Genomic DNA, 17126 nt, shown 5'->3' on the forward strand with positions numbered 1-17126 from the left:
TGCACAAAAAAAAGGTTTCTTTTACCACCTTGAAATAAATCAACTGCGTCGCTAACCTCGCTTTTAGGCAAAAGGTCGAATAGAATCATTAAACTGCTTAAAATCAATGGATAAAGATGGAAAATAGAACGGACTGGATTGATTACTGCAAAGCAATTGGTATTATTTTAGTCGTCTATGGCCACGTTGTCAGAGGGCTAATAAACGCAGGCCTTCATGACAACTTTATCGTGCATCACTATATAGACTCCGTTATATATTCATTCCACATGCCCTTATTTTTTTTCCTTTCTGGGTTGTTTTTTTTACAGACATTTCAAAAGAATGGTGCTGTGGGGCTGCTAAATAAAAAAATTGACACATTATTTTATCTATATGTCTTTTGGTCGTTATTACAAGGCTGTATCGAAGTTGTTCTGAGTCAGTTCACCAATAATGCCATTTCATTGCATGAAGTGTTCAATTTAATGAGTGAGCCTAGAATGCAGTTTTGGTTTTTATATGCTCTGATTATGCTTTTTATCCTGAGCACTTTAATTTATACCGTTTTGCCAAAAGTACCGATATATATTCTTATTGGCTTTAGCGCTTTACTTTACATTTATGCTTCAGCCCTACCACAGGGGTTAAATAGCTACTTAATCTATCAAAACCTTATTTTCTTTACGCTCGGGATTGGGGTCTATCAAATAAAAAACCTGCAAATACATTTTCATGCACCAACATTTACCGGCTTGTTAGTGGCCTTTATTATTTCGCAATATCTCTTTCATCTCGACCACACCTATCAAGATCGCGGCTTTTATTCATTATTAATTGCCATTATTGCCATTTCGTTAACCGTGCAAAGCGCGCTATTCTTAATACGATTTGAATTCAATTGGCTAAAACTGATCGGTACTTATTCGCTGGGCATTTATCTCATTCATATTTTGACCGGCAGCGGTATCCGGGTTGTCTTAACGAAATTATTCGAAATGAATAACTTTTATCTGCATTTAATTTGCGGACTCATATTTGGTTTGTTACTGCCAATGCTTGTTCAGCATGGGGTCGAAAAATACCGCCTACGCTACCTTTTTTCAGCCCCAATCAGTAAGCTCTGGCGAGCTTAACCACTATTGGTTCGATTGAGCGCGCCATAATGCTGCATACGAACCATTTTGTGCCAATAACTGTGTATGAGTTCCATATTCTTTCAGCTGACCTTGCTCAAGAAATAAAATCGCATCAGCATCTATTATGGTTGATAGACGGTGTGCAATTACTAAGGTTGTGCGACCTTTAGACACCGACTGCAACGTCGCCATTATTGCCGCTTCATTATGACTATCAAGTGAAGACGTCGCTTCATCAAAAATGAATATTGCAGAATTTTTTAGTAGCGTACGCGCAATCGCGACGCGTTGCTTTTCTCCGCCAGACAGTTTTAACCCTCGTTCACCCACTTCTGTATTGACACCATCAGGTAAGCTGGCAATAAAACGACCTAATTGCGCATCTTCTATCGCTTGTAATACTTGCTCATTGCTAGCACTCAGGTTGCCGTAACGCACATTTTCTAAAATACTGGTGTTAAATAACACTGTATCTTGCGGCACAATGCCGATTTGTTGGCGCACGGAGTCAAAGGTTAAGGAGTCAGTTGCTTGACCATCGATTAAAATGCGCCCCTGATTTAAGTTATAAAAACAATAAAGCAATTTAGTGATGGTTGACTTACCCGCACCACTAGGGCCGACAATCGCTACTTTTTTCCCACCAGGGACCACGAAACTAAGATTGTTTAAAATTTCTCGCCCGCTTTTATATGAAAAACAAACATTGTCAAAACGCACTTCTGCTTGGCTAATTAACAGTGGCTGCGCATCCTGTGCTTGTTTAACTGGGGATGTTTGCGCTAATAATGAAAACATATTTTCAATGTTGGTCAATGACCCCTTAATTTCACGGTACACAAAGCCAAGAAAGTTGAGCGGCATAAACACTTGCATCATAAAGGCGTTCACCAGCACAAAATCACCGATTGTCATCACGCCTTGTTGCACATCAAGCGCTGCAAATGCCAACATGGTCGTCATAGACAAAGCAATGATCAACGCCTGACCGCCATTGAGTGTAAATAAAGATAAGCGATTATTTCGTCTTGCTGTTTCCCAATCCGATAACGCCTGATCATACGCGTGTTCTTCATGGCGCTCGTTATTAAAATATTTAACCGTTTCAAAGTTTAATAAGCTATCCAGCGCTCGAGAGTTCGACAAATTATCCGCTTGATTTGCATCCCTAATAAACTTCAAACGCCAATTAGTGACCTTGACGGTAAATAAAACATACGCGAATACTGCAAGTGCAATCACCAGCGCATACTTCGCGCCATAGTTGTACGATAAAATCCCAATAACAAAGGCCAGCTCTATCAATGTAGGGCCGATGTTAAAAACGAAAAAACGCATCACAAAACTGATACCCGAGACGCCACGCTCTATATCGCGGGCTAGACCACCCGTTTTACGAGATAAATGGAACTCTAAATCAAGGTGGTGGATATGAGAAAAGACTTGTAAGCCAATCCGGCGCATTGCACGTTCTGTAACTCGGCCAAACAGCATATCCCGTAATTCAGAAAAAACCACATTGGCAAAACGTACCAATCCATACGCCGCAACCAATGCAAGCGGCGCACTCAATAACGCAATTTGCTGGCTGTGTTCGCCATTAAGTGCGTCAACCGTATATTTAAGAATAAAAGGCAACAAGACACTGGCTAACTTTGCACTGAGTAAACAAACAAATGCAAAAATTATTCGTTGTTTATATTCAAGTAGGTATGGCCACACTTTTTTAAACACACTGATATTAAAACTATCATTTTCTTTTGGAGTACTAAAACCTCGGCGCATATCAACCCTATTAAACCAACGCAACAACTTCTGAACTTCAAAGGCAGTGTAACCTGTTTATTGAAATTTGCATGACAACATTTTAATTGCGCACATTATCAAGTATTTTGACTACAGAGACAGCATAACACGTAGAGGTAGGGTGATGATTTGGCAAAAAGCAGGCAAAGTAATTGAAGAAGCGAGACTATCAGGCGCTTTGCATCCAATCAGTGCCACCTCAATTGCGCATCAAGAACAGGGGATTGTATTTACCTATCACCTCCGTAACCAGCAGGCTAAAAACAAGCCTCATCAACACACGCAAAAAAGTAATCCATTTTTGCCACACGAACCAGCGATGTTTGTCGATCACTTAGGGCGAGACCATAAAGTTCTCTTAAACAAATTTCCGGTCCTTTCACCTCACCTTTTAATCTGCAGCAACACCTTTATCGCACAAAATAAAGCACTAACGGAATCTGATTTAATCGCTTGGCATCGGCTTGTAACCGACAGTTGCAGCCCACAAGCGAATCCCCACAGACAGCGAATTGGCTTTTTTAATTCAGAACCCACAGCAGGCGCAAGCCAACCTCATCGCCACATGCAAGTAATTGAACAAAAAACCTCAATCACACCGTTTTTTTACGCGTTTGAACAACGTTTCCCCAATACAACAGCTCTTTTAAATTACACCTGTCCTGCTGAGCTGTATCAAAACTACCTAGACGGGTTAGCGTCTTTAGCATTATTGCGCTCCGATCAGGAAACTTATGCGCATAACATCATATTGACTGAGCAGCATATTTGGCTAATCCCACGTTCTGAGGTGCAATATTTAGGAATTTATGCCAACGGCTTAAACTTTACAGGCCACTTTTTATTAAAAGATCATTCTCAACTTGATTGGCTAATGACGCAAGATCCCTTTGATATTCTTGCAAAGTTAATCAAAGTATAATCATTCAGATACGCTCAGCGCAGTCAAAAAACGCTCCCCCTGCATCTAATGCTTTTCCTCAATGAGCTGTCTATGTATACTGCCTGGATGCTTTTTGTCTGGCCGACCCGATTTTTATGCAGTTTTATTACATACTATTTGCATAAAAATGGGAGGCTTTGACGTAAAGTCACACACATGGCCACCCGTTCACGTTGCGTTCAACAGAACACCCAACGAAACATAACAATATTAATAACGGCCGCAACGATAGTATTAATTAGGAAGTTAACAATGAGTTCAATTCCAAAAACAGGCGACTTTTTAGGTCACCCTAAAGGGTTATTCCTGTTATTCGGTACCGAAATGTGGGAGCGTTTTGGTTATTACGGTATGCGTGCCATTTTGGTACTTTATCTAGTTGCTATTACTCAGGAAGGAGGCTTTGGCTGGAGCAATGCCGATGCATTAAGCCTGTATGGTACATTTACCATGGCGGTGTATATCACACCACTATTAGGCGGTTGGTTAGCCGATAACATCATCGGACAACGTAAAGCCATTATTATTGGTGGTCTTTTAATGGCTGCGGGCCACTTTACTATGGGTGTCCCGCACGCAATGCTTGGCGGCCAAGAAGAAAACGTCTTTTATCTTGGTTTAGCACTTTTATGTCTAGGTAATGGTTTATTCAAACCAAACATTTCCACCATGGTCGGCGACTTATACCAAGAAGGCGATCAACGCCGTGACGGTGCGTTCACTATCTTCTACATGGGTATCAATATTGGTGGGGCACTTGGTCCACTTGTCGCCGGTTATGTTGCGTCATCAATGGGTTGGCAATATGGTTTCATCGCCGCAGGTATCGGTATGGTGATTTCAGTTGTAATGCAAATGGTATTAAGTAACAAATACTTAGGTGATATTGGCGTCCTTCCTGCAGCGAAACTTGCCCAGCAACAATCTACTTCAGGCACAAAAGAACCTCTTACCAAAGTTGAAATGGATCGCATTAAAGTGATTTTCACTATGAGTGTGTTTAGTATCATTTTCTGGATGGGTTTTGAGCAAGCCGGTGGTTTGATGAACTTATTTGCGAATGATTACACAAACCGCGTGTTAATGGGTTTTGAAATTCCAGCATCATGGTTCCAATCACTTAACTCGTTATTCATCATCATTTTTGCCCCTATGGTCGCCGTTGTATGGTTGAAGCTTGATAAACGCGAGCCTAATTCGCCAATTAAATTTGCAATTGCGTTAGTATTTTTAGCACTTGGCTTCTTAACTATGGTCTTAGCGCTTGCTACACAAGGTCAAGGTGAGCACTTACAAATTAGCATGATGTGGTTAGTCTTGTTCTATCTGTTCCACACTTTAGGTGAGCTATGCTTGTCGCCAATTGGTTTATCTATGGTAAGTAAATTAGCACCACTGCGTTTAGCCTCATTATTAATGGGTATTTGGTTCCTATGTACAGCTATCGCGAATAAGATTGCCGGTTTTGTTGGTTCTTACTTAGGTGAAGGTGAAGAAGCGCTTGGCAATGCCATGGGTATCTTCATAGGCTTAGGTGCCACTGCATTAATCTCTGCTGTTGCAATGTACTTACTCAGCGACCGTTTAGTGATTTGGATGCACGGTGCTGAAGGCGCACAAGAAATCAAAACTGAAGAACATATTTTAGCTGAAGAGCTTGAAGTAACAGCTTCTCGTTAATTTAGCTAGTTAGACTAAAAAGGCTTGTTATCCTTCGATAACAAGCCTTTTTTAATCTCGTTTTTTTACTCAGCCTTCCCTCACCGAAGTGACACTCATTCCATAAATTACGTGTTCAGTTAATAAAAAACTCTTTTTGTATTTAAAAGTTTACAGTTGAAATATAAATTTTGCGCCCTGCATATCTCTCTAAGTACTTACGATACCCAATTATTTCGATCATAACACCTTCTAAAGAAATCCTATATAAACGATTAAAATCAATCGATTAAAATCAAAATTTCAAGTTTTATATTTCATTTCGATATTAAATCACCTAAACAAATGACTTTATTAGTGAGCGTTTGTCCGTCATTTCTATCGATACTCCCTTACGACTTTAGAGCAAGCTTTGCGGCGCAAGAAAAATGTCCTATTAAATTTACAAATGGCCTGTTTGCTAAATCACACGCCCCTCTTCCACTTATTCTCGGAATGATTAATTATCCGCTCAACAGCAAGTAACACAGCGCAAGTTTCTGCGCATTTTACGGAGTACTTAACATGAGTGAAGTAATTAACCCTTTAGGCCTAGTGGGCATCGAGTTTACAGAATACGCAACACCTGATGCAGATTACATGGAAAAGGTATTTACTGATTTTGGTTTTTCTAAATTAAAAACCTATAAAGGTAAAGACATCGTTTATTTCAATCAGAATGATATTCACTTTCTACTCAACAATGAGCGTGAAGGCTTTTCAGCTGAGTTTGCAAAAAGCCATGGTCCAGCTATTTGTTCGATGGGTTGGCGCGTAGAAGATGCGCAAAAAGCATTTGAAGTCGCAGTAGAGCGCGGTGCAAAACCAGCCACTGATTCAGCCAATAAAGATTTACCTTACCCTGCTATTTACGGGATTGGTGACAGCTTAATCTATTTCATCGATGTATTTGGCGACAAAGGCTCTATCTTTGAAAATGACTTCGAAGATTTAGCTGAGCAAAATATTGTTGCTGATAAAGGCTTCCTGCGCATCGATCACCTAACAAACAATGTTTATAAAGGCACGATGGAAACGTGGGCAAACTTTTATAAAAATGTCTTTGGTTTTACTGAAGTGCGTTACTTCGATATCAAAGGCGCTAAAACAGCGCTGCTTTCTTATGCACTTAAATCACCCTGTGGGACCTTCTCTATTCCAATTAATGAAGGTAAAGATAACAATAATAACCAAATCGATGAGTACTTAAACGAGTACAATGGTCCAGGTGTACAACACTTAGCATTCTTAACAAATGACTTAGTGAGCTCACTCGATAAACTCGATAAGTCGACCATTGCCACGCTGGATATTATTCCTGAGTATTACGAAACTATTTTTGACCGTGTGCCTTGGGTTAAAGAAGATAAAGAGAAAATCAAACAACACCAAATTTTGGTTGATAGCCAAAGTGAAGATTGCTACTTACTGCAAATTTTCTCGAAAAACTTGTTTGGTCCAATTTTTATCGAAATGATCCAACGTGTTGATGACGGTGGCTTTGGTGAAGGTAACTTCCAAGCATTATTCGAATCAATCGAACGTGATCAAGAGCGTCGTGGCGTTCTTTAATTAACCATTGGTTAATTCACTCACATTAAGCAGCGGCATTTTTGCCCTGCTTTTTCTGTATTAGACTTTAAAAAATTTTAATCGGCACCATGTGTACTATCAGACTCGCCGATTGTGCATCGCACCCAAGGAAATACAATGAATTTAATAAATGAAACACACGATATTAACTTAACTAGCTGGGTTGAATCAGCCAACCAAGCCAATATCGACTTCCCAATCCAAAACTTACCATTTGCCGTTTTTCGCCGTAAAAACAGCAATGAAGAATTTCGTGGTGGTGTCGCCATTGGCGATCAAGTTCTTGACTTGAATGTTGTTGCTACCGCTAATATTTTCAGTGGGTTAGCACAAGAAGCGGTTGTTGCTGCAAACGCTCCAGCCCTCAATGAATTTATGGGCATGGGTCAAGAGTATTGGTCAGCGTTACGTTTAGCCTTATCTCAGGCGCTTCGCTCAGGTAGTGAGCATCAAACTGCACTTACTAAGGCGCTGGTACCACAGGCTGAGATCGAGTTTAGCATGCCGTGTCATATCGGTGATTACACTGATTTTTACACCTCGATTTACCATGCAACCGCTGTGGGCCGATTATTTCGCCCAGATAACCCATTACTTCCTAACTACAAATGGGTGCCAATTGGCTACCATGGCCGTGCGTCTTCAATTGATGTCTCAGGTCAAGTATTTCATCGCCCGAACGGTCAAACTAAAGCGCCAGACGCTGAAGTCCCTTCATTTGGCCCATGTAAACGTCTTGATTACGAGCTAGAGCTCGGTATTTATTTAGGTAAAGGCAATGCGCTGGGTGATGCGATTAGCATTAGCAATGCGGAGAACCATGTTTTTGGGTTCTGTGTCTTTAATGATTGGTCAGCTCGCGATTTACAAGCATGGGAATACCAGCCTCTAGGGCCATTTTTAGCGAAAAACTTTGCCTCTACAGTATCACCGTGGATTGTAACAACAGAAGCACTCGCGCCCTACCGTACTAGCTGGACACGAGATGAAAACGATCCACAACCTATGGATTATCTAGAATCTGCTCACAACCGTGAAGCCGGCGCATTCGATATCCAAATGGACGTGTTACTGGAATCTGAAAAAATGCGTGCCGATGGTACACCAGCATGCAAATTGTCTGAATCAAGCTTTAAGCACTCTTATTGGACAGTGGCTCAAATGGTCACACACCACACAGTTAACGGCTGTAACTTCTTACCTGGTGATATGCTAGGCTCTGGCACTCAGTCAGGCCCAGATCATGAAGAAGCCGGTTCGATGCTTGAGTTATCGCGTGGCGGTAAAGAAAGCATCACCCTTGATAACGGCGAAACTCGTACTTTCCTCAACGATGGTGACAAAGTGATCATGCGTGGTTGGTGTGAAAAAGAAGGCTTCAACCGTATTGGCTTAGGTTTTGTTGAAGGTACTATCCTTCCTGCTAAGTAAAACCACAGCACTTATTTTAAGGGCCCTGCGGGGCTCTTAATCTTTTTCATAAGCTCCTAAAAATTAACAAAAAGTAGATTTTTTGCTAAATTTTGGTATTGTTGAGCAAAAAATAGAACCTTTCTGTAATGCTAAAAATCATAACTAACTGTTATAACTGGCTATTCCCAGCTAGGCAGTTTTTCATTCGCCAAAATGGCGAGGTGAAATTTGTCACCTTTTCCAGCTTTTTACAATTTTTGCTTGTGCTTTTATTGGGCATAGCGATTGCGTGGGCTGCGTTTACCAGCAATCAGTTTTTTAGCCTGCAAAAAACCGTCTCTGAAAAAAACACCGCTATCGCAGAAGTTGAAGCGCAACTGGCTTCGTTAAACTTATCTTATCAACAAAAACAAGCAGACTTAGAGGCTCGACTCGCCCTTTTGGACCAACAACAAGGTTTAATGAGTAATTTGATTGAATCGATGCCAGGAACACTCGAGCCCAGTTCAGTCGAACCGCAAAATGCGTTAACGCCTCTTGCGGACACACCCATTACTGATAGCGCCTTTAATGAACAATTACCTGAAGATGACTCACAGTTTATCCCAGATCAAGAAGTAAATACGGCCACACCTGAGACAACCACCGAGAAACCTCAAGATAAACAAACGAATCATGTATTAGATAAAATGCAGCAAACCGATGAGCAACTGGTTCGGGTTGATTCTCATTTGATGCATGGCTTCGATACCATTTTAAATAAAGTGCTATTGAGAAAACACACCTTACAAGCAGCCATGGATAAGTCTGGGTTGTCCTTTCGTATCACAGAGCCGACCACCCCAAGCGCACAAGGTGGCCCGTTATACGATGTCGCGAGTCATCAGTTGTCTGATGTGCAGCAACAAGTGATCACTGAGTTGCTAGAACTAAAAGAGTTAGAAGCGATGTTATCTGCGGTGCCCAATCAGCTACCAGCAAAAGATTTTTACATTTCAAGTGGTTTTGGTATTCGAAAAGATCCCATGACAGGTCGTGCAGCCATGCATAAAGGCATTGATTTAGCGGGTTGGCACAAAACTAAAATTTATAGCCCTGCCGATGGCGTTGTAAAACGTGCAGGTAATAATGGTGGTTATGGTCGGTTTATTGAAATTGAACACGCGAATGGATTTATTACGCGATATGGCCATTTGGCGAAAATTAAAGTAAAAAAAGGCCAAACGATTAAACGCGATGATGTAATTGCACTGATGGGTAGCACCGGACGCAGCACCAGTACGCACTTACACTACGAAGTATTACATAATAATAAACACGTAAATCCACTTAAGTTAACTAAGGCGTTTGCACATGTTCTCTAAAAAACTAATCCCTTCACTCATTTCTGCAGATGTCTCATTAGAAGGTGAAATCAAAAGCGCGGGCGCAATTCAACTCGATGGTACAATCAATGGGCAAATTGCCGTCCATCACCTAACGATAGGTGAACATGGGCAAGTGATTGGCACGATCACCGCAGAAGAAGTCGTCATTAAAGGACGTGTCACAGGCTCAGTCACTGCAACCAATGTAATTTTAGAAAAATCGGCACAAGTACAAGGCGATATTTTCCACGGCACATTATCCATAGCAACGGGCGCACAAGTGGATGGCACAGTAAAAAAGTTAGAGACAGAAAACGTCACTGATTTAAGCCAACCAAAAATAGAAAAACGTACAAGCCCAAAATCTCAGGCGGCCAATTAACGGTCTTGTCTCTATAATTACCTTAATCTTAAAAGTACTTTTATGATCCAGACATTATTAAAAACCACTGTTGCAGCCTGTTTAGCTTTGTCTTTGTCAGGCTGTTTTGGCCCTGATCAAGCAATACAGCAAGCAAACACATTTATTGAAAAACAAAATATTGATACACAAAAAAAAGATTGGAACACAACTTTACCAGAGCCGCCAAAGCTTACTTTTAGCGAAGGAAAGCGCTATTTTTGGGATTTATCAACTAATCATGGCGATCTTAGCATTGAACTGTTTCATAACAATGCTCCCATGCATGTCAGCAGCACCATTTATCTGACCGAATTAGGCTTTTATGATGGCCTGATTTTTCATCGCATTATTCCCGACTTTATGGCGCAAGGCGGTGATCCATTGGGCTCAGGCCGTGGCAACCCGGGTTATAAATATGCTGGCGAATTCGATGGCACACACTCACATGATAAAGCGGGTGTGTTAAGTATGGCCAATTCAGGACCCGGTACTGATGGCAGCCAATTTTTTATTACCTTTAAGCCCACGCCTTTTTTAGATGGTCGTCACACTATTTTTGGTCAAGTCACACAAGGCTTGGATGATACACTCAGCACATTTGCCACGCTTGGCAGCCGCTCTGGCAAAACCAGCACTGAAGTGGTCATCAACAAAGCGACGATCCGAGTCGAATAGTTATTTCAATTTGAGGTAAGACCTCATACAATGCGCCGCTAACTGAGGAGTCCTTATGCAACGCGGCGCAAATTTTCCAACTAGCACTATTTTTACTCTTATTTTACTGGTTATTTTTTGCCCTTTAGCTATTGATATTTACTTACCCGCCTTCCCTGTTATTGCAGAACAATTAAACGTGCCACTTACTCATATCCAGCAAACAATCAGTCTATTTTTAATGGCGGTTGGTTTAGGGCAATTAATCGCAGGTCCTTTAGCTGATAAATATGGCCGAAAGCCACTTGCTTTGACTGGGATGCTAATTTATGGGTTCAGTGCCTGTGCTGCAGCCTATGCAGAGACTTACACGCAGCTACTGGCCGCACGAATTTTTCAAGGGCTTGGCGCGTGTGCGACCTTTGTGTGTGCGTTTGCAATGGTTAGAGATAAATTCGATGCCAATAAAGGCGCGCAAGTCATGTCCTACCTCAACGGGGTGATTTGTTTTATTCCTGCTCTTGCTCCGATCCTTGGTGCTTGGTTAACCCATCAATTTGGCTGGCGAGCGAACTTTGCTTTTTTAACCGGCTTTGCCTGTGTTGCGGGAGTGGTTATGTTTATATTTGCCAAAGAAACCCGCCCCCATGACACAATTTACCAAGGTCAGTTATTTAATTTTTCTCGCTTCATCCCTATTATCAGACACCGTGTTTTTGTTTTTCATGCATTGATAAGCCTACTCGCGATGGCCATTATTATTGCATTTGTAAGCTCAGCACCTGGCTGGATGATGACGCACTTAGGATTGAGCAGCAAAGAATTTACCATTTGGTTTACCATCAATGCGGTGTTATCCATCCTTGCGAGTTTTAGCGCCCCCTACTTTATAAAGCGCTCAACCAGAAAAGCACTCTTGCAAGGCTTGTCTATTTTAGTTATAAGTGGTCTCTTAATGGCTGCCATGTTGCCATTTGATACGCCGTGGGCATTCATGCTACCCATTTTTGTCGCATCGATTGGTTTTTCGCTCACCTTAGGCTCCGCAGTGGGCAAAGCGCTCGAGCCTTTTCCTAAACAAGCAGGTACAGCTTCAGCACTGATAGGATTAATGCAGATGAGCGGTGCTGGCTTACTGGTTAGCCTCAGCTTGCAATTGCAATTAGAGGCTCCTGCACTAGTTTTATTCCATATCGCTCTTATCACACCTTTATTGGCTCTGTTATTAAGAGATAGAGCCTGCGTATTGCACCCTGTTTAGCTGTATTAAACCCTATTCAATTTTGGTCAAACGTTTAAAGCATTTTATCTTTTGTTGATAACATGCCAAAGACAGTATTAATTTATCCATCCAGCGATGAAAAAATGCCTAGTCTGCTGCTGGATGGTTTGCCGACCTGCGAGATTGTGGCTTCTCTGATTGTTTACAAACTGTTAAACTGCCGCTTTTTATTATCAAGTATAAAATATCCATGATTAGCATCGAATCCTTACTTTCCTTTTTAAGCATCAGTTTTTTATTGGCCGTTTCACCCGGCCCATCCAATGCGTTTTTGATGGCACAAACGTTTACAAAAGGAAAGCAAGCTGGAATGCAAACGGCCTATGGTTTTTCGATTGCAGGAGTGATCCATACTATTTTTGCGGTTTTGGGATTGTCGGCGATTCTTAAAACGTCTCCTACTGCCTATCAAATAGTTCAATGGTGTGGCGCGGCTTACCTCGTCTATTTGGGTATATTGGCCATTAAAGACAGCTTGCACTCTTCTCAATGTGACGATAAGCCACACGTTTCGACTAAGAAAGAAAAAAACGTCCTATTTCAAGCCATGATGACTGAAGTGCTCAACCCCAAAGTCGCGTTGTTTTTTATCGCATTTTTACCGCAGTTTGTTGACACTAGTTTAAGCTTGTCAGCTACATGGCAACTAGCTATTTTTGGCTTGTTATACCCTATTTTTGCGTTTCCAATCGACACTCTGTACGTCCATTTTGGAGATAAGATTGCAGGCTATTTTCGCCACCATCCCAGTGCGCAACAATGGCTAGACAGAATCACCGGAATTATTTTTATCACACTGGCTGTCAATCTATTACTTTAAATTTGTGTTTACTCTTTTTCATAAATTCTTCATATTACATTCGAATGAGGAGAAAACATGAAAATGATTCAGCGGGCCTTACCGGCTAAAAAACACATTGCACTAGTGGCCCATGATGGGCGTAAACAAGCCTTAAAATCTTGGTGTGAAAAACACTTAGATATATTAAAACAACATTCATTGTTTGGCACCGGCACAACGGGTCATCTAATCGAGCAAGCAACCCAACTACCGGTTCATAAATTGCTAAGTGGCCCAATGGGGGGCGATCAACAGCTCGGCGCACTCATTGCTGAGCACGAAATCCATCTACTGATTTTCTTTTGGGATCCACTTGCGTCACAGCCCCATGACCCAGATGTTAAAGCCTTACTCAGACTGGCGGCTGTGTGGAATATTCCTGTAGCCTGTAACGAATCAAGTGCAGATATGATATTAAGCTCATCCTTAATGAATACCACCATGGTGCGTGATATGCCTGATTATCAAGGATACTTGAATGAGCGACTAGGCCAACAATAGCCTAGTCCGTCAGATGAAACACCGCAGATTATGCAAAAAGCTGATAGGCACGTTTTGTTAAACCAGCTGTCACACTGCCAAAGTGATCGCCATTAACCATTTCGATATCACCTAGAGCTTGTTGCAGCGCCGCTTTTAATAAAGGCGACTGAGCACTCCCTCCAGTTAAATAGATTAAGTCAGGAGTGGTATTTGCATCTGCTATGGCACTTTTAGCCAATGCTACCACCTGAGCAATCGCGTCATCAATTGCTATCGCTAATTGTACTTGCGTCAGAGTCTGAGTGAGATTAGCCGCAAAGTCATGTAAATCAACCTGACAACTTTCATGTGCTGACAGTGCTATTTTGGCTTGCTCTGCAGCTCGAACTAATTGATGACCTTGTTTATTTTGTTGCAAATCGAGTAAACGCTCAAAAAGTTGAGGCTGAGCCACCTCTTTCGCTAACAACTTTAAATGCCGATAATTTTTCTCGCTGTAGAATTCACTTTGCAAGATTACATCGTTAATTTTACACGCTTGCCAAAATGGCTGGTTTGGGATTTCAATGCCTGATTTTAATTGCGTTTTGGCACCAAACAAAGGCATCAAACCATGGTATGCGAGATTGATATCTAAGTCATTCCCACCGACACGCTTACCACTGTGGGCTAAAAAGTCACCTTGGCGCTGTGTGTTACTGCGAAAACTGGGGCCCATTTGCACAAACGAGCAATCGGTTGTGCCTCCTCCAACATCAATCACCAGTACTTTTTGATCTTTTGTCAAGTGGGTTTCAAAGTCTATGCCCGCTGCTAATGGTTCATATAAAAACTCGATATGTCTAAATCCGGCTTTTTTAGCCGCATTAGTCAAAATAGCCAGCGCTTGTTGATTCGATTGCTCTGCACCAATAGCTTGGAAGTTGACAGGCCTGCCGATCACCGCATCTGTTATCGTGTCTTGCAAGTGCAGCTCTGCCCGCTGTTTAATTGCCATCATCATCACTGTGGCAATATCTTCAAAAAAATCAAGCTGATTTGGTTTAAGCCCGACCGCGCCAAAAAATGACTTAGGGGATTTAATGTAGTGCCCTTCTTCCGGATTGGCGACATACTGTTCAATGGCTTCACGGCCAATATGCACACAGCACTCATCTTCGTTTAAATCAAATTCACTTTTTGCAAACCCGACACGATTAAGTAATGCCTGACGACTGTGTTGAAACTGTGAGCGTAACTCTGGCTCTGTGATCGATTGGTTGACTTGGTGCACAATAAAGCTTGGATGAAGAGTGTAGAGACTCGAGGGTAAATACGAACTTTGCCCTTCTAAAGGGACCAACTGGCAGCTGTTATTTTGCCAGACACCAACAGCACAATTGGCACTTCCATAATCAAATCCAACAAACATAACCGCCTCATTATTTACAAAAGGCGCGAAAATAACACAATGAGCAAGAAACACAAGTCAGCAAGCTCATTGGCTGTGGGTCATAACTGTTATTGATACTGCTTACTGCGCGTCCGTAAATAACTGGCAAATCGTGGCACCCCGTTTTTAGTCACCCCATGATATCGAAAGGTCACTTCATCACCAATTTTAGGAGGGTTTTTGCGATCAATATCACTAAAGCCTGTACCAATCTTAAATTCAATTCCCTGACGAGTTCGAACGAGTAATGCGCCGAGTTGCTGATGATATTTACCTTTACCCGGCAAGTGGGCAATTACATGCGCCTCTGCATCCATATATGGCTTGAGTTTGATCAGATTATCATTACGCCCAGCGATGAAAGTACCTGACTTTCGCTGCAACATCAGTCCTTCGGCTCCTTGAGCCGTCAGCTTTTTGAGTAGTTGTTGCAATTGGTGATTCGAGGTCAACTCACGTTGTTCTACAGCAACGATAAAAGGCTGGTTTATTTGCTCAATGGCGGTTAAATATTGCTCATAACGCTCTGAGAATGGCCGATTTAAATCTGGCGCATCGAAAATCATATACGAGATTTTTCGCCAATCGGTATCATTAGGTCTGCGATCTCTGACAGTTTGACTAATAAATTCAAAATCATTGCGTTTTGACCATAGTTCACCATCTAACCACATATTGGGTAAGTGTTCAGTAAACCATGCAGGGGCTGAAATATGATTTCCTCGGCGTGTTTTAAGGTGTTGGCCATCCCAGATAGCACGAATACCATCATACTTTTCACTGATGAAATATTCAGTGACATCAGTGCTTGTTTGGTATGTTTTTGCTAATTGTACCTGCGGAACATTCGCCTGACAGACACTGCTAAACAGTGTCAAAATAAAATAAAAAGCACACATTCTATTGTATATAAACATATCGATTCCTTTCGATTGAGCTGTCATAAAATCAGTATAGTGATGGGTTAAGTATTCGCCAACATCGGGACGATTAACTGCCAAGCCTGCATTAAGTTTTCGGCTTGATAGTCAGCTAAGCTTAAATCTTGCAATTGACTATGCGCATTAGGTACTGCAATCGCTATTAGATTCGCACCTTTAGCTGAAGTCAGTCCGGTACAAGTATCTTCAATTGCTACGCCTTTTGCTCCTAATTTATTTAAGTGTTTTAAACCTAACAAATAAGGCTCCGCATCCGGTTTGGGCTTTACTACATCATCTTTGGTGACAATGACTTCAAAATAATCTAATAACCCATGCCCTGTTAAAATAGGCATGACCTCAGCTCTTGCAGAGCCGGTCACGAGTGCTACACTGAGCGCGCTATTTTTGGCGAGCTGCAAAACTTCTTTTGCAAAAGGTAATAAAGGAGGAAGATGGGTTTCAACATACTCTGCAAAAAAAACGTTTTTTTGTTCAGCTAAGTGCTTTGCTGTTATGTTTAAATCATGCTCGGCAATGATGTAATCAGCGGCTTGTAAGGTTGGCTTGCCAGAGAATTGATGACAAAACTCAGCTTCATCGTACCGTATATGATATGGCGCTAAAATATGCTGCCAACACTCAAAATGTAACGCCTCTGAATCGACCAAAGTTCCGTCACAATCAAATAATATTGCTTCTAACATTTCAACTTCCTATTTGTCATAAACGAATAAAAAAAGCGCCGAAGCGCTTATTTTATGACTCGGTTAATCCTGCCGGCGGCTCTGCGTAAGCATCTTCACCTGTTTCAATATCAACCAGCTCATACCCGCGCGCTTTACGAACAACTTTTAAGATTGGTTTTTCAAACGCGCTTTGCTGTCTGAGTGTGTCTTCTTTTAACTCTTCAAGAGTACGGCCAAAAGGCGCAACACTCGTCTCTGACCAATTCACGGCTCGCCCGTTGATGTTATACTCAACTTCATGGATCTGAAAAAGTGTTTCTTCGTTACCTTGTCCTTCGCATTTAATTACGCGAAAATTCCAAAATGCTGACATCACCCACTCCTAAAAATAATTTGCGCCAACTCTACCAAGTTAACCAATTAATTTCATTCTTTTATTGCGTTTAACTCTAAGACTAAAGCCTAACAGCTCAACTTCATTTGC

Annotated in this window: 16 protein-coding genes; 11 read left to right on the forward strand and 5 right to left on the reverse strand. The window is 41.6% G+C overall.

What is annotated here, in order from left to right:
• The first annotated feature begins 116 nt into the window (after nt 1-116).
• Nucleotides 117-1115, forward strand: coding sequence for an acyltransferase family protein (locus AC3KVK_RS11590; RefSeq protein ID WP_490312914.1), 999 nt, complete (start codon nt 117-119; stop codon nt 1113-1115).
• A gap of 3 nt (nt 1116-1118) precedes the next feature.
• Here AC3KVK_RS11590 and AC3KVK_RS11595 read toward each other — a convergent pair whose 3' ends face one another.
• On the reverse strand, nt 1119-2903 hold the full coding sequence (locus AC3KVK_RS11595; RefSeq protein ID WP_490312915.1) for an ABCB family ABC transporter ATP-binding protein/permease: 1785 nt from the start codon (nt 2901-2903) through the stop codon (nt 1119-1121).
• A 145-nt stretch (nt 2904-3048) separates the two neighbouring features.
• Here AC3KVK_RS11595 and AC3KVK_RS11600 point away from each other — a divergent pair, with 145 nt between their 5' ends.
• From AC3KVK_RS11600 to AC3KVK_RS11645, 10 genes are all read left to right on the forward strand, one after another.
• Nucleotides 3049-3846: an ATP adenylyltransferase family protein gene (locus AC3KVK_RS11600; protein WP_490312916.1), complete on the forward strand. Its 798-nt coding sequence runs from the start codon at nt 3049-3051 to the stop codon at nt 3844-3846.
• A gap of 273 nt (nt 3847-4119) precedes the next feature.
• Nucleotides 4120-5547, forward strand: a complete 1428-nt coding sequence (locus AC3KVK_RS11605) for a peptide MFS transporter (protein WP_490312917.1) — start codon at nt 4120-4122, stop codon at nt 5545-5547.
• Nucleotides 5548-6090: 543 nt separating this feature from the next.
• The gene (gene hppD / locus AC3KVK_RS11610) at nt 6091-7137 is read left to right on the forward strand and encodes a 4-hydroxyphenylpyruvate dioxygenase (protein WP_490312918.1); all 1047 of its coding nucleotides are present in this window, start codon (nt 6091-6093) and stop codon (nt 7135-7137) included.
• A 138-nt stretch (nt 7138-7275) separates the two neighbouring features.
• Nucleotides 7276-8589, forward strand: a complete 1314-nt coding sequence (gene fahA / locus AC3KVK_RS11615) for a fumarylacetoacetase (protein ID WP_490312919.1) — start codon at nt 7276-7278, stop codon at nt 8587-8589.
• 128 nt (nt 8590-8717) lie between these two features.
• Nucleotides 8718-9935, forward strand: coding sequence for a M23 family metallopeptidase (locus AC3KVK_RS11620; RefSeq protein WP_490312920.1), 1218 nt, complete (start codon nt 8718-8720; stop codon nt 9933-9935).
• Nucleotides 9925-10320 (forward strand): bactofilin family protein, encoded by a 396-nt coding sequence (locus AC3KVK_RS11625; RefSeq protein ID WP_490312921.1) that lies wholly within the window; start codon nt 9925-9927, stop codon nt 10318-10320. The genes AC3KVK_RS11620 and AC3KVK_RS11625 overlap by 11 nt, the downstream gene beginning before the upstream one ends.
• Nucleotides 10321-10362: 42 nt before the next feature.
• On the forward strand, nt 10363-11016 hold the full coding sequence (locus AC3KVK_RS11630) for a peptidylprolyl isomerase (protein ID WP_490312922.1): 654 nt from the start codon (nt 10363-10365) through the stop codon (nt 11014-11016).
• A 55-nt stretch (nt 11017-11071) separates the two neighbouring features.
• Nucleotides 11072-12256, forward strand: coding sequence for a multidrug effflux MFS transporter (locus tag AC3KVK_RS11635; RefSeq protein WP_490312923.1), 1185 nt, complete (start codon nt 11072-11074; stop codon nt 12254-12256).
• A gap of 211 nt (nt 12257-12467) precedes the next feature.
• The gene (locus AC3KVK_RS11640) at nt 12468-13097 is read left to right on the forward strand and encodes a LysE family translocator (protein WP_490312924.1); all 630 of its coding nucleotides are present in this window, start codon (nt 12468-12470) and stop codon (nt 13095-13097) included.
• 57 nt (nt 13098-13154) lie between these two features.
• Nucleotides 13155-13619 carry a methylglyoxal synthase gene (locus AC3KVK_RS11645; RefSeq protein WP_490312925.1) on the forward strand — a complete coding sequence of 155 codons (465 nt, stop codon included), beginning with the start codon at nt 13155-13157 and terminating at the stop codon, nt 13617-13619.
• 28 nt (nt 13620-13647) lie between these two features.
• Here the strand turns inward: AC3KVK_RS11645 and yegD are convergent, their stop codons facing one another.
• The 4 genes from yegD to AC3KVK_RS11665 all read right to left on the reverse strand — a co-directional run bounded on the left by yegD (nt 13648) and on the right by AC3KVK_RS11665 (nt 17015).
• Entirely contained in the window at nt 13648-15012 is a 1365-nt protein-coding gene (gene yegD / locus AC3KVK_RS11650; RefSeq protein ID WP_490312926.1) for a molecular chaperone, read from the reverse strand.
• An 89-nt stretch (nt 15013-15101) separates the two neighbouring features.
• Nucleotides 15102-15950, reverse strand: coding sequence for a DNA ligase (locus AC3KVK_RS11655; RefSeq protein WP_490312927.1), 849 nt, complete (start codon nt 15948-15950; stop codon nt 15102-15104).
• 47 nt (nt 15951-15997) lie between these two features.
• Nucleotides 15998-16660 carry an HAD family hydrolase gene (locus AC3KVK_RS11660; RefSeq protein WP_490312928.1) on the reverse strand — a complete coding sequence of 221 codons (663 nt, stop codon included), beginning with the start codon at nt 16658-16660 and terminating at the stop codon, nt 15998-16000.
• Nucleotides 16661-16712: 52 nt separating this feature from the next.
• Nucleotides 16713-17015: a hypothetical protein gene (locus AC3KVK_RS11665; RefSeq protein WP_490312929.1), complete on the reverse strand. Its 303-nt coding sequence runs from the start codon at nt 17013-17015 to the stop codon at nt 16713-16715.
• Between the last annotated feature and the right edge of the window lie 111 nt (nt 17016-17126).

The sequence above is a fragment of the Pseudoalteromonas sp. J2K-J979 genome, assembly GCF_058169715.2.